Origin of the sequence: Ligilactobacillus salitolerans, assembly GCF_003864415.1 — a bacterium.
In the GTDB taxonomy this organism is placed as follows: domain Bacteria; phylum Bacillota; class Bacilli; order Lactobacillales; family Lactobacillaceae; genus Ligilactobacillus; species Ligilactobacillus salitolerans.
Window position 1 is genome coordinate 23,462 of sequence record NZ_BFFP01000008.1, and the last position, 14,092, is coordinate 37,553.

Sequence of the window (14,092 nt, forward strand, 5' to 3'; positions counted from 1 at the left end):
AATTTTTAAATTTTACTGCTCGTCTTTTTGCTGTTTGGTCAAATCCGAATGCTGCATTCCATAGAAAACATAAATCAAGATCCCGATAATGAACCAGACCAGCGAATAAATCTTAGCCTGTTTATCCAAGCCCATGAAAACTGCCAATGCACCTAAGAAGGCCAAAGCTGGCATCACCGGATACCACGGCATCTTGAAGCCTGGCTGTGGCAGATCTTTACCTTCACGCGGACGTAAGCGATAGATCCCAAGCGAAACGAACATAAAGGCGATCAAGGTCCCGGCGGAGATCAACTGCGACAAGGTGACAAAAGGCAAAACTGCACCAATGACCACCGCGATCGTGGTTAAGAATAACAAAGCATGGTTCGGCAAATTATTTTTGTTCAAGACACCCAGCCATTTTGGCAACATGCCGTCACGGCCAAAGGAATACAGCAAGCGTGAACCCGCCAGCATCATTCCGATCAGCGCGGTAAACATCCCGACGACTGCGATCGTCTGAACGACAGTGGCAACGATCGGATGACCCGCTGTCCGCAAAGCCCAGCCAACAGGTTCAGCGTTGTTGGCATAATTGCTGTACTTGAACATGCCAACCAAAACCAAAGCCACGGCGACAAATAAGGTAACGGCAATCACTAAAGAACCCAAAATCCCGCGCGGCATTGTTTTAGAAGGATTTTTTGCTTCAGCCGCATTGGAGGCGATCGAGTCAAAGCCGACGTAAGACAGGAAGATCGAAGAAACACCGGCATAGATCCCCTGCCAGCCGCCAAATGAAGTTCCGTCTGGATTCAAACGATGTTTAGGAATAAAAGGAACATAATTTTGGCTCTTAACAGCCGTGACACCAACCACCAAGAAAACCAAGATCGCAAAGACTTTTAAAATAACCAAAATATTTTCGACCCGCGCTGCTTCAGAGGCGCCCCGCGACAAAATGAAGGAAACGATCAGCATCGCTACGATCGCTAACAAGTCAAACCAGCCGCCATTCGTCCCTAAGGTATTGGCCAGCTGATCAGGCAACTTGATGCCTAGCGGTGTCAACAAGCCGCGCAAGTTGGCCGATAAGCCGGAACCCACAAAAGCAACTGCAATAAAGTATTCAGCTAGTAAGGCCCAGCCGGCGATCCAACCGAAACCTTCTCCAAAAACAACGTTGATCCAAGAATACGCGGATCCGGCAAACGGCATGGTGGATGACATCTCTGCGTAAGCAAAGGCGACCAGTGCAGCCACGACCGCCGCAGCTAAGAATGACAAAGCAACCGCAGGACCGGCATGTTGCGCAGCCACGACCCCTGGTAAAGTAAAAATCGAAGTCGATACGATCGTCCCAACACCAAGTGCCAGGAAATCCTTGACTTCCAAAACCTGCAATAAGTGCTTATCCTTGCTTTGATAGACCTTGGGATCTTCCTTGCGAGTTACTTTCTGCCAGAAATTGCTCATAAAATTTCCTCCTGCTTTCCTATGTATTATTAAAATGAATAAATGTATTGACCCATCGGCAAATAATTAAAAATTAAATCAAAAAAAGCCCCACAAAGCCGAGACTTTATAGGGCGTAATTATCACGCGGTACCACCTATTTTTATTTTGCACTGCTGCAAAACCTTTAGTTGCCGGGAAAACTCCCAGTACCAGCTCCAGGTAATGGTGGAGGACCATTAAAAGCTACAATTTTATGTTCACTCTTACTGCTCAGGGGTGAGATGCCAGTTGGTCAATTGATTTCTTTCAGCGAACGAAACCTCTCTGTGACGATGCGACGCAGGCTAATCCCTTCAACACATTTTCATCTTAATCTAATTATATGCTAATTTAACGCTTGATAAATGAAATGTCAACCCTATTTTTTAACCTAGCATCGCCGATTTCGTAAATAGTCTGCTGGATACCGCTTGTTTACAGGCAAAAGCAGGTTCGCAATAGTGGCATTATTCTAAGAAACTGTTGTCAACAGAGCCATTTTAATAAGTACTTTTCCAAAAAAATAAAAAAAAACTTACACGCAACATTTTTTTCTGCTATGATAATCACATTGCGCTAAAAAAACGCATAACCACGCGCTTTTTAGTCATTGGGCAGCAAATCAAAACTTGCCGCAATAAATATTTTTTTGAAAAGTGAGGAATTTTCAGTGGAATTATCAGCATCACCATCTTTAGCAGAACAAAAAGCCCGGGTCGAAGTCAAGCACCCGTGGATGGCCATGGCCGGCATTATGATTGGCGCCTTTGTCGGCATGTTGTCAGAAACATCTTTAAATATCGCTTTGCCGCAATTAATGAAGATCTTTGGCTTAGAAGCCGGTACAGTTCAGTGGCTGATCACGGGTTATATGCTTGTGATCGGGATCATCTTACCGTTCTCTAGTCTAATTACCAAATGGTTTACGACCCGCCAGATCATTCTCTTCGCCTTGGGTGATTTCATTGTCGGCGCAGCTATTTCAGCTCTGGCACCTAATTTTGCAATTTTATTGGTCGGCCGCTTGATTCAAGGGATCGCTACTGGCTTAATTTTACCTTTGATGTTTACTGTCGCCATGACAGTCTTCCCGCCCTATAAACTTGGGACAGCTATGGGCATGTGTTCATTAGTAATTATGTTTGCACCTGCAGTTGGCCCGACTATTACCGGTCTGGTCTTAGGCAAATTATCTTGGAACTGGATCTTTTGGATCTTTATTCCCTTTTTAGCAATTGCTTTGCTTTTTGGTATTTTTGGCTTAAAGAATGTGGGACACATCACCAAGCCCCACGTTGATTTCTTATCCTTGGTCGAATCGATCGCCGGCTTTTCTTGCTTAGTCATGGGTGCCAGCTTTGCTTCGACCTTAGGCTGGCTTTCACCAGCAGTCTTAGGTTTACTGATCGTTGGTCTTATGATCTTAGCTCTCTACGTTCATCGTCAATTGACGCTTGAACAGCCGATTTTAAACCTCCGTGTTTTTGCTAAACCAGCCTTCGTAAAAGGGACTCTCTGTGTGATGATCGATTTTGCGATCATCTTGTCTGCGATGTACCTCTTGCCCCAATATATTCAACGTGGAATGCTGGTCGCAGTAGCATTGACAGGAATCATCATGCTGCCTGGCGGAGCAATGAACGCGCTGGTCTCTGCGCTCGCTGGGCGTCTGTATGACTCAGTCGGTGCCAAGGTTCCAGCGGTCCTTGGCTTTGTTATCGCCGCAATTGGTACTTTGTTGTTGCTTTTTGCTGACAAAGGCTCTTCGATCGCCTACGTAATCACCGCTCACGTGATCTTGATGATCGGCTGTCCACTGGCGATGTCGCCCTCCCAGACCCATGCCTTAAATTCTCTGGCAGGAATCGAATCAGCTGATGGCAGTACGATCTTAAATACTCTCCAGCAGGTCGTAGGCGCCATCGCAACAGCCTTGGCAACGAGTTTCCTAGCAATGGGCGAACATGCTTATCAAGGGGCAAATCAAGCTGCAGCTTTCACCAACGGTGTGCACTACGGCTTATACTTTACCTTAGCTTTAACAGTTGTCGGCATGTTGATCGCCTTAACTTTTAAAAAGACTCCAAACAAATAACTAACGGTTCCAAGTCACTAGAAGATGGCTCCAAACAGATTCAGTCTGGTTCCAAGTCGCTCGGAGATGGCTCCAAACAGATTCAGTCTGGTTCCAAGTTGAGCAAAGTGAGAGCCAATTGTCTGTATATTTTTTCAAACTAACTACCAAAACACCAGCAAATTTCATGCTTTGAAAATTTGCTGGTGTTTTTTTGAAACTGATCATAAGAAATCTAGCTGGAAAGCGAACTAAAGGCTACCTCTTTGAATTTTTTAATGAGTTCAAAGTTACTTCCGTCGACAATAAAAGGTTTGAATCTTCCAATTTAGCTTTCAACCCCTAGACAAATAAATAAAAGGTCAGCAACTTCCAAAAAATTGGCGGTTACTGACCTTTTTTCATTTACATTTATCCAAATCAGGCTTAATTTAGGGGGGAAAGAAGTGAATAGATATGAGCGATGAAATTAAAAAGATCCCGCAGCCGATCCGCGGCTACTGTCCTCGTTGCGGCCAGCCAATGAGGATCAACCATGGCTGGAATTCTTGTCCCCACTGCCACATGATTTTTCAGTCTAACTTCAAATGACTATTCCTTGAATTTGATCCCTAATAAACCAACAAAAACTGCAGCTTGCGGGATCGAGATCTGACAGCCTTTCAAAAGTCTTGGATCAACGTTTAGACTATCAAAAAAGCTGTTGGACAAATCGACTCCTTTGAGCGGGGTCCCCAAAAAATCGGTTCCATTCAAATCACAGCGCTGAAAGGTCAGCCCCTTCTTGATCTTGACTTCTTGAAAGTATGCTTCTTGCAAACTACTGTCCAAAAAACTGCATTCTTCGAGCTTAGTGGCAGATAAATTCAGATAATCAGCCTTAGAGTCCACGATCGTACTTTTCAACAGAGTACTGCCGGAAAGATCAGCCCCCATCAAGCGGCACTTCCTGAACTCAGTCTGGTAAAAGAAGCTTTCCGTAAAGGTATTATTTAAGAACTCACAACCTTCAAAAACACAATTATCCCATTCACTGTGTGAAAAATCACTTTGGTCAAAGGTACAGTTTTTCAAGCTCACCTCTGCAAAACTCAATTTTTCGTCTGAGTATGTGAAATGACATTTTTCATAGCTCTCGCCGGCCTCGAGCTGATCCAAGCTTAATTGTTGTGCGCTGATCATTGATTGACCCTCCCTATGCATGAGCATTAACACTTTATGTTCAACACTAACATAAAACATTCATCGGTTGAAACATAATAACTGACTAAACTTGCTGAATTGGGAAAGAATAATGCTGTTACTGAAAAATTGTGGGATCTCTCAGAACGACCATTTCTGACCCACTAAACAATTTTGGTTTACATAACTAGACTTATCCGTAGCAGTGAGTATATTATAGCTCTTCAATTCCGTTTTTTACTAATTTCCACAAGAACTCAAATCTTCTTTGATAGTCGGGTAAATTCCAACTGTCTTTAAAGTTAGCTAATGTAAAAATTGAAAAAGCTGCAAGAATAGCTTCTGCACGTTCAAAGTTAGGGTCATTATACTGCATGATTTGATTAATAATCTGATAAGCAGGAATTAAAACTGAATGGAGTGCTTGAGAGTTATTTTCAACGTACTGTGTGTTTAATAAAAACATTTTAGGGTCCTTGTTAAAGGCTCCTTTTTTTGCATTGACAAAATCCCAAAGCCAGTCGTGTAGTTGTTCCTCTTTATTAACCGTTGTATCTTCATTGAGCTGTACTTGTTCAATGATATTTTTTTTAAACCAAGCAGAAGTAACAGCTACCCACAGAGCTTGTTTATTTCTAAAATGTTTATAAATTGCCGCGTGAGTTACTCCAAGTTTAGTTGCAATTTGAGTCAAGGAAATCTTGGCAGACCCGGTTTCTTCGATTAATTGACTAGCAGTAGCAATAATACGTTCTTGTGTGATTTTTTCCATAGCATTACCTCAGTAAATACGGGCCTAATTAATTTAGTTGATGTTAGGATCTATAATAGCATAGGAAACCACAGGTAACAATCTTTGACTTTTGTAACTAAAATAATTATAATTCGAGCTAAATTAGACTTTCCAAAAAAGTAGCTGAAAAAGACATGTTAATTGGAGGTAAGTTATGAAAGCAGCACAGCTAGAAAAATACGCAAAAGATTTCACTTTACAGGTTAATGAGATACCAGTACCAGAAATTGGCGCAAATGATGTGTTAGTTAAGGTAAAAACGGCAGCTGTTAACCCAGTAGACAGTTTAATTGGGACTGGCAGTCTCAAATTGATCCAGAATTATAAATTTCCCTTAACTATGGGTAATGAGTTAACGGGAATTATTGAAAAGCGAGGTAGTAAAGTTACAGATATACAGCTAGGCGAAGCAGTTTACACACGTCTACCGGTACAGAAATTGGAGCGTTTGCAGAATATGTAGTAATAGATAGTGGTGCTGTTGCACCTTTACCAGCTAATTTAAATTTTGTTACTGGAGCGGGAGTACCGCTTACAGGTTTAACTGCTTATCAAGGCCTATATGAAGAGCTGGAGGTAAAACCAGGGGAGACAGTTTTTATTGCTGGTGGTTCTGGGTCGTTTGGACAAATGGCGGTACCACTTGCTAAGCATCTTGGTTTAAAAGTAATTGTTAGTGGTAATACCAGTGCTAAAGAAAGAACTTTAGCACTTGGTGCAGATCAATACCTTGACTATCATAATGAAAACTATTGGGAGAAATTGGCAGATGTTGACTATGTGATTGATGCTTTAGGGCCAAATGAATTTGATCATGAACTGTCAATTATCAAGCAGGGTGGTCGGCTACTTTCTTTAAGAACGGGACCTAATAAACGCTTTGCAGTTGCTCATCATTTTTCTTGGGCGAAACAAAAGTTGTTTAGTTTGGCAGGTGCAAAATTTGATAAAAAAGCGGCCGAGAAGAATGTTGAATATCATTTTATTTTTGTTCGTAGCAATGGTAGTCAGCTAAAGAAAATTACGCAAATTGTTGAAGAAAATAACCTCATTCCAACAATTGATCCGACAGAGTTTCATATTGAAGATATTAATGACGCTTTTAATTTGATCGCTAGTGGAAAAGCTAAAGGGAAAGTTGTGATTAAATTTTGAATCGTGTTAATGGGTAATTATGGTGGACGATACAAAGCATACAAGTTATACAAGGAGGAGAATTAAAATTAAGGAGACAACAAAAATCGGCTTAGTTGGTTTGTCTGCTGGCCTTGTATTCGGGAAATATCGGGCAATTAAAGAACAACGAAGTTTTAGAAGTTTAGTGTTGGAGAGATTACTCCCTCACATTCCAGCACTGCCGGAAATCAAAACAGAGCAAGATTTTCAGGAGGCTTTAGAAAAAAGTAAAAGAAGATACCAATTACCTAAAGCAGTCGCTGCCCTCTATCATGTTCATTATATCCAAGGGCAAAAAGGAGTTTTAGAAATGAATCCCCCGATTGTAAACAGCAAAAATCAAGTGATTTTCTATGTGCATGGTGGTGGTTACTGGGAACAACCTACAATAGCTCATTTTGCTACAATCCATCGACTATCTACAGAATTAGGTTTAAGAGTAATTATGCCGATTTATCCTAAGGCACCAGCGTATAACGCCTATGATGCTTACGATATGGTTTTGAAAAGTTATTTGAGTTTGCTTAATGAGCAGCAGGTTGATTCTGCAAAGATAATATTCATAGGAGATTCGGCCGGAGCGGGGTTAATTTTGGCGCTTCTTCAACGGTTACGTGATAAGCATTTACCGTTGCCCCAGCAGGCATTCTTACTTTCTCCTTGGTTGGATATTACTAATAGTAACGGTCAAATGGCCAAAATTCAGCCGGTTGACCCGATGCTTGACTTGTCAAATTTAAAGCTATTAGGAAAATATTATGCTGGTGACCTTGAGCCTAGAGATCCCCTTGTCAGTCCGCTATATGGAGATTCAGCTGCATTACCGCCAATATATGTCTTTACTGGGGATCATGATATTTTGAATGCTGATGCTGTGAAATTCCAGCAGATGGCTAATAAAAAAGGTTGGAACGTGACGACATTTTATTATCATGCTATGAGTCATGTTTTTTCGCTTTTTCCTACCCCTGAAGGGCTTGATTCACTGAAGCGAATAGTACGGATCATTCAAACAAGTAATTAAAAATAATGGAGGCCTTTTATTTATGGAAAAATTATGGGAGCCATTTGAGCTAGGTAAACTTCAACTAAAAAATAGGCTTGTTATGGCACCAATGACTCGCAGTCGTGCTAAAGAGAACGGTACGGTTAATGAGTTAGCACCTGAATATTATGCCCAACGTGCCTCAATGGGATTGCTTATTAGCGAAGGTACCCAGCCGTCACCTGAAGGGCAAGGGTATCCTAGTACACCGGGGATTTATACTAATGCACAAATTTCTAGTTGGAAACAGGTTACTCAAGCGGTTCATGATGCAAATGGGAAATTATTTATTCAGTTGATGCATGTTGGTCGGATGGGACACCCTGATAATATCCCTACTCATCAGAAAGCAGTGGCACCATCAGCAATTGCACCTGAAGAAAAAATTTTTACGAAAAAGGGAATGAAAGATATCCCAGTACCTCGTGCGTTAACAGTTGACCAAATTGAAGACACTATTAATGCTTATCGCAAGAGTGCCAGAGCAGCCATTGAGGCAGGAGCGGATGGTGTTGAAATCCATGGGGCTAATGGTTATTTAATTCACCAGTTTTTGGGTGAAAATTCTAATAAGCGTCATGATGAATATGGTGGAAGTATTCAAAACCGGGCACTTTTTGCGCTAAAGGTTGCCAAAGCAGTGGTTGAGGAAATAGGGCCACAAAGAGTTGGGTTTCGGATTTCACCTATGAATATGCTTGGTGGTGTAAATGAAGGCGAAAATGGAGCAGCCTTATATCATTACTTGGTATCAGAATTAAACAAGTTGAATCTGGTCTATCTCCATATGATGCATGTTGGCCATGAAGAAGTTCTAGCAGATATTAGAAAAACATGGAAAAATTCATTGATTGTAAATCGTGCTGGACGAAAAATGACTGATGTTAGTCTAGATCTAGATAATGAGAATGCAGATTTAGTTTCAGTTGGAACGTGGGCCCTAGCTAATCCAGATTTGGTAGAGCGATTAAAGATACATGCACCACTTAATGAAGTGGATAAAGCTACGGTGTACGTTAATAATGGTGCAGTTGGTTACACAGACTATCCAACTTTGAACTAACCAATATTATCGGTGTTGTATCGTTGTGTTTTTGAATAATTAGTCTTTCAATTGTTCATTTTAAGTACTGAAGAATAAGAGGAGGAAAATATGGTTAAACGTTTAAAAGACAAAGTTGCTATTATAACAGGTGGTATTTCCGGGATTGGAAAAGCGATTGCCCAGGATTTCTTGACTGAGGGTGCCAAAGTAATCATTACTGGTCGCCGTGAAGCATTGGGTGCCAAAGTGGCTAAAGAGTTGGGCAATCAAGAACAAGTCCAATATGTTAAGCAAGATGTTACTAGCGAGTCAGACTGGGATAATGTTGTAACAACGACGTTTGCTAAATTTGGTCGTTGGGATATTTTAGTTAATAATGCCGGAATTGGAGGTTCAGGCCATCTGATTGTACAAACAAGTTTGAAAGAATGGCAAGACGTTGTTAATACCAATTTAACAGGAAACTTCTTGGGTGTTCGAGTAGCTTTGAATCGGATGGATAGTGGCGCGATTGTGAATGTTTCTTCGGTACTTGGCATTTTTGCTCCAATGCCAGGGATAGGAAGTTATGCAGCAGCTAAGGGAGGTACATGTGCTTTAACAAAAGCTGCCGCTGTTGAAGCAATTAAAATGGATAAAAAAATTCGGGTTAACTCAGTTCATCCAGGGTTAGTTAAGACGGATATCGTTTCTGATGATATAAAAAAGGCTCTTAGTGAGTCTAAAGATCCTATCCCATTAATTGGGAATCCGATTGATGTTGCTAAGGCAGTAACTTATCTGGCATCAGATGAGGCAGCTTACACGACAGGAACAGAATTAGTAGTAGATGGGGGATCACTGGCTGGAAGGCACTAGAATAGTTTTACATCAAAAAGAGCAAACCAGGGTTATTAGGAACGTTGGTTTGCTCTTTTTGATGTTAGTAGTTTTTTGATTAAGGGTCCATTTATAACAAATGGACCCTGGAGTTGATTCTTTCTTGAAGAAGGAAAACAATCAGGTACTTTTATCAAAACAATCTAGCCATTTTAGTATATTTAATGCATTCCACCGAATATCATTCCAAAACCTGCACCAGTAGAACTAGTTCGATATTTTTCGCCAGTAATTTTTAGGTATATTTCTTTAACCTTCGGGGACAAAGCTGATTTCACTGCTAGAGGAGTTAAATCTGTCCGCAAATCGCTCGTTATTTTTGGTAAATATTCTTTATTTTTCAGTGCATGCGCAGCTTTCTGTAAGATTGGGGTTTCCTCACTAGTCACTGACTCTGCTAAAGCTTCTCTAATATCAACAAATAGTTCGTCTTCTGGAGAAATTTTTTTTGCTTTGTTCTTTTTTGAAAAAATGCTCATTTATTTAGCACCACCTTATTATTCCTTCCAGCTTCCACCTAGTGCGCCTTCCCATCCATGTACAGATACACCAAAAGCAGCTTCAAAAGGAGACTTAGTAACTACGTAATGCCATTTTCCTTTTTTTGTCACGGTATTCATAACCATTAGCACAGTAATAACCCTGAATAATTCATAGTTCTCGCTTGTAACAGTCGTTTTATTATTACATCAATGATTTTCTAACATTCAAATTTCACCTTCTGGGTGTACAAAAAGAGCACATCCTGTGCTATGGTTAAGTCGACCAAAACCAACCTAGAATAGGAGTGCTCCATATGTCGACTTTACAACAAGTACCGCTTAACTTCAATAAAAATCTGGTTATTTCTAATACTGGGGGCACCTTAACCAATGATGGTGGCTTATTACTAGTATCCGAATTTATGCACCAGATTAATTTTTCGCAGCTGGTAAAAGATAACTTGCATTTTCAAGAGGAACGCAAATACTTTAAACACTCTAAAAATCACCTTTTTCAACAGTTATTGATGCAGCTGCTTGCCGGTTATTCCAATGATACCGCTGCCAATACCTTAGCCAAAGATGTATCTTTTAAGTTAGCTTTGGATCAGTTGGTCTCCTCACAACCGACACTATCCAGATATATCAATCGAATTAGTGAAAACGAGTTAGACGGAGTCGCAAGACTAAGTCAAAAGCTAGCTCAGCTAGTCATCAAGCAAAGACAACAAGCACAGTTAATTTTGGACTTGGATTCAACTCATTCAGATACCTATGGCAAGCAAAAAGCAGTTCTTTTAATGCGCACTATAACAGCAATGGCTACCATCCTTTATTGGCCTTTGACCAAATTTCCGGCTGCCTCTTGGGGGCTAAATTGCGTCCTGGAAATCTTTACACCTCTAATGGAGCTGAAGATTTTTTACGGCCAATTTTGCAGAATTATGCAAGCCAAGATGTTTTAGTACGGGCTGATTCCGGTTTCGCAAAACCTGCAATTTATGCGGCTTGTGAAGCTGTTGGTGCCAAATTCGTGATTCGTCTCAAAGCGAACCAAAGGCTACGAAAGATTGCCGAGCACTTGATCACGGTTGGCAATCAGGATTGTGCTGAAACTGAAATCCAGTACCATACCCTGAGAAATTATCGAGTCGATAGTTGGGATAAAGCTTACACGGTGATCGTGAAATCAACTCGGCAAGAAAGTGAGTTTCTCTTTCGACATGAATTCATTGTATCTAATCTTGAAAAAACATTTCCGCAAGATGTATATCAACTTTACCAGCAATGTGGCACAATGGAGGATCTGATCAAAGAAGTAAAAGCAGGTTTTTTCTTCAATAAAACTGATAGCTCGACTTTTGTAGCCAACCATTTTCGGATGTTGCTCAGCGGCGTCGCCTATAATTTGATCCAGGCAATGAAAATGCTTATTTTACCAGCTAAGCTCGAGAAAAACGACTATTTCTGGTTTGCGCTTTAAGCTCATGCATTTAGCGGCGAAAGTAACTCGTCATGCCCATAAAGTTTGGGTGCAATTATCAAGCGCAAATGTTTTTGATGATCTGTACTGGCAGTGCCTGTTTAGAATACAGCATTTGAATTTGATACCAGCTTAACTACAAAACGAAAAAAGAACTTGGTAAGGTCAAGGGTGTAGTTTGCACTTTTTTAGGAACATTTCTGGCCATTTCAATGGATGCGACATTTCAAAGATAATTCTGTAAGATTGAGCGATCCTTTCATGGCAATCTTGGCGCATTTAAGGTTGTTAGGATTAAAATCTAGTGCATGAGCCAAAGTATGAATTATTCAGGTTTACAATTTCTCGCTCGTTTCTGATCTGATAAATGCCGTTGTTGATCTACTGTATGGAGCAGCATTAAAAGCAAGTATCGATCAAAGACGGTTACTCGAGCAAACTAACCCCTAAATTATTAGATAAAAGAAGTACAACCAAGTTAAACAACAAAAAAAGCCCTCTCCCTGCAATGGAGAAAGAGCCTCTGAATTCTAATTTAATTAGTCAACGAACTTAGCAGCAAATTCGCTAAATGACTTGCCAGCACCAGCCAAGAATTCTTTGGTGCCTTCGTTAGTAATGTTACCTTCTTCATCAGCTAATTGCATTGTGTTGCCGATGTAAAGTTCTGGTTGCTGCATTGTTGGCATGTCCAAGAAGACCAATGTTTGACGCAATGAATGATGTGCCAAAACGCCTGAGATACCAGAGATAGACTGGGAAGCAACCAAAGCAGGCTTGCCGGCCCATGAGTTCTGGCCCCAAGGACGTGAAGCAACGTCCAAAGCATTCTTTAAAGCAGCTGGGATGTTACGGTTATGTTCTGGAGTAACGAAGATGAATGCATCCTGTGCTTGAACAGCTGCACGGAATTCATCATAAACTGCAGGAGAATTAGCATCAAGATCTTGATTGTACAAAGGAAGATCAGCAATGTTTAAGTAGTTAACTTCTGAACCTTCTGGTAAACCTGCAACGATTGCCTTAGCAACGCCTTCTGAGTATGAATTTTTACGAGTAGAACCTACAACTACACCATATTTTGTCATGTTATTATTTCTCCTTTTCTTACTAAAAGTAACTAAATTGTCGATAAATTTATTCTACCATTTTACTTACAAAAAGCAAGTGTTTTTTTCAAAAAAATTCTAAAACTCCGCCTAAGTGCCGTCACAACAACTCTAATCACACTTATTTTACAGTTTATTTCGCATTTCGGCAAAGAAAAAGACCGCCTACTTTGAGGCAGCCTGGGAGAAAAAATTAGGGTTGCCGAATACAGTTTCACTCATCAACTTCACCCAAAATTTCAACTTCAATTTCTTTTTTTATTTTTTCTGCTTGGATCGGATCGCTGCTCTGATAGAGTTTAATAGCCTTCTTTAAGGTCTCCATGTCTTCTTGATCAAAGGCAAAATCCAGGTCAAACTCCTGCCAGCTATTGGCGATCCCCTCGTTAAACCGCTGGATCACAGCATTATCATCATTGACGTACAGATCATAATCTGGGAATTCTGCCAGCAAGCGATATCCATTCAAGCCATCATCGTAATTAGGATCCATAAACTTCAATTCCTTCCTGCACTAAACGATATTCAGCGCAAAAATTCTTCACAACCATAAGTCTAACAGATTCTAGAGATTTTTGCCTACTAATTCGCAAGATTTTCTCAGCCAAGCAGCAAGATCTTCACCATAAATCAGCAACATATTGTTCTGTTAACTGTAACTGTTTAATTTCAGGCAACGGCTGCCTGATGTGTTGGGAGTCGATCACTTGAGTCGGCTGTTTTTTTTCATTGACCTGCAGGCCTTTGATCCGCAGCCAAAGTGCTGCCCACAAGAAATCGTTGACCGCTTCTGTCACCTGGTTTGATTTTTCTGCTGAGCTGCTGTTTTCCGGCAAATGATATTCTTTTAAGACATACCGATAAACGGTCGGATAGACGCGATAATTGAACTGCAGCGGTCCGGCCGTTCCGTCATGGTCCAACAATAAATCATCGAGATGCAGTAACTGCTGGTAGATCCCGTTTAATTCTAAGTTAAAGAGTCGTTGCTGTTCCTGATTTAGCTGGCTGAGAGCGCGCAGTTGTCGTTTAGTCAGCGGCTGTTTCACGGTCCCATTATTTTGCAGGTTGTCTTGATTGGGACGATTCAACTGGATCAGCAGCTCGCCTTTGGCAAATTGAGGCTCCAATCCAGTTTTCAAAGTCAGTTCATTAGACTCTGATAAACTTAAGATAAACTGGCTGGAATAGGTTAAACCATGCGTACGCAAAAAATTGAAGATCGCAGCATCATCAAACTGCAACAGTCGTTCTTGGGCTGCCAGAAGCGGTCCCACGAACTCCAACTCTTCTATCTGATTCAGCCAAGACAGATCTTGGTGCTTAAATAAATCAACTGGCATTA

Annotated in this window: 14 protein-coding genes and 2 pseudogenes; 8 read left to right on the forward strand and 8 right to left on the reverse strand. The window is 40.9% G+C overall.

The genetic code is table 11. The annotated features are described in order from the left end of the window. Positions 1-12 precede the first annotated feature (12 nt). Positions 13-1,458, reverse strand: a complete 1,446-nt coding sequence (locus LFYK43_RS03550) for an APC family permease (protein WP_124975501.1) — start codon at positions 1,456-1,458, stop codon at positions 13-15. 757 nt (positions 1,459-2,215) lie between these two features. Here LFYK43_RS03550 and LFYK43_RS03555 point away from each other — a divergent pair. From LFYK43_RS03555 to LFYK43_RS03565, 3 genes are all read left to right on the forward strand, one after another. After that, entirely contained in the window at positions 2,216-3,574 is a 1,359-nt protein-coding gene (locus LFYK43_RS03555; protein ID WP_124975585.1) for a DHA2 family efflux MFS transporter permease subunit, read from the forward strand. After that, positions 3,571-3,717, forward strand: coding sequence for a hypothetical protein (locus tag LFYK43_RS13070; RefSeq protein WP_124975587.1), 147 nt, complete (start codon positions 3,571-3,573; stop codon positions 3,715-3,717). Before LFYK43_RS03555 ends, LFYK43_RS13070 begins: the two co-directional genes overlap by 4 nt. A 292-nt stretch (positions 3,718-4,009) precedes the next feature. Continuing rightward, a complete protein-coding gene (locus LFYK43_RS03565) occupies positions 4,010-4,144 on the forward strand; it encodes a 50S ribosomal protein L4 (RefSeq protein ID WP_124975503.1) in 135 nt (44 codons plus the stop codon). Here the strand turns inward: LFYK43_RS03565 and LFYK43_RS03570 are convergent, their stop codons facing one another. Further along, a complete protein-coding gene (locus tag LFYK43_RS03570; protein WP_124975505.1) occupies positions 4,145-4,735 on the reverse strand; it encodes a pentapeptide repeat-containing protein in 591 nt (196 codons plus the stop codon). A gap of 214 nt (positions 4,736-4,949) precedes the next feature. Further along, the gene (locus LFYK43_RS03575) at positions 4,950-5,507 is read right to left on the reverse strand and encodes a TetR/AcrR family transcriptional regulator (protein ID WP_124975507.1); all 558 of its coding nucleotides are present in this window, start codon (positions 5,505-5,507) and stop codon (positions 4,950-4,952) included. A 175-nt stretch (positions 5,508-5,682) separates the two neighbouring features. Here LFYK43_RS03575 and LFYK43_RS03580 point away from each other — a divergent pair. From LFYK43_RS03580 to LFYK43_RS03595, 4 genes and pseudogenes are all read left to right on the forward strand, one after another. Next, positions 5,683-6,683 (forward strand): annotated as a pseudogene (locus tag LFYK43_RS03580) (NADP-dependent oxidoreductase). A gap of 22 nt (positions 6,684-6,705) precedes the next feature. Continuing rightward, positions 6,706-7,728: an alpha/beta hydrolase fold domain-containing protein gene (locus tag LFYK43_RS03585; RefSeq protein ID WP_158609179.1), complete on the forward strand. Its 1,023-nt coding sequence runs from the start codon at positions 6,706-6,708 to the stop codon at positions 7,726-7,728. A gap of 22 nt (positions 7,729-7,750) precedes the next feature. Then, the gene (locus tag LFYK43_RS03590) at positions 7,751-8,812 is read left to right on the forward strand and encodes an alkene reductase (RefSeq protein WP_124975511.1); all 1,062 of its coding nucleotides are present in this window, start codon (positions 7,751-7,753) and stop codon (positions 8,810-8,812) included. Positions 8,813-8,902: 90 nt separating this feature from the next. Continuing rightward, positions 8,903-9,652 (forward strand): SDR family oxidoreductase, encoded by a 750-nt coding sequence (locus tag LFYK43_RS03595; protein ID WP_124975513.1) that lies wholly within the window; start codon positions 8,903-8,905, stop codon positions 9,650-9,652. A 182-nt stretch (positions 9,653-9,834) separates the two neighbouring features. On the opposite strand, the gene LFYK43_RS03600 is transcribed toward LFYK43_RS03595, so the two are convergent. Beyond that, on the reverse strand, positions 9,835-10,152 hold the full coding sequence (locus tag LFYK43_RS03600; protein ID WP_124975515.1) for a bacteriocin immunity family protein: 318 nt from the start codon (positions 10,150-10,152) through the stop codon (positions 9,835-9,837). A gap of 18 nt (positions 10,153-10,170) precedes the next feature. After that, positions 10,171-10,299: a garvicin Q family class II bacteriocin gene (locus tag LFYK43_RS13075; RefSeq protein WP_148095603.1), complete on the reverse strand. Its 129-nt coding sequence runs from the start codon at positions 10,297-10,299 to the stop codon at positions 10,171-10,173. A 170-nt stretch (positions 10,300-10,469) separates the two neighbouring features. On the opposite strand from LFYK43_RS13075, the pseudogene LFYK43_RS03605 reads away from it, so the two are divergent. Next, a pseudogene (locus LFYK43_RS03605) lies at positions 10,470-11,774 on the forward strand (IS1380 family transposase). 403 nt (positions 11,775-12,177) lie between these two features. Here the strand turns inward: LFYK43_RS03605 and LFYK43_RS03610 are convergent. The 3 genes from LFYK43_RS03610 to LFYK43_RS03620 form a co-directional block, all read right to left on the reverse strand. Next, on the reverse strand, positions 12,178-12,726 hold the full coding sequence (locus tag LFYK43_RS03610) for an NADPH-dependent FMN reductase (protein WP_124975517.1): 549 nt from the start codon (positions 12,724-12,726) through the stop codon (positions 12,178-12,180). Positions 12,727-12,961: 235 nt separating this feature from the next. Further along, positions 12,962-13,240 carry a hypothetical protein gene (locus LFYK43_RS03615; protein ID WP_124975519.1) on the reverse strand — a complete coding sequence of 93 codons (279 nt, stop codon included), beginning with the start codon at positions 13,238-13,240 and terminating at the stop codon, positions 12,962-12,964. A 127-nt stretch (positions 13,241-13,367) separates the two neighbouring features. After that, positions 13,368-14,090, reverse strand: a complete 723-nt coding sequence (locus tag LFYK43_RS03620) for a hypothetical protein (protein WP_124975521.1) — start codon at positions 14,088-14,090, stop codon at positions 13,368-13,370. Positions 14,091-14,092: the final 2 nt, after the last annotated feature.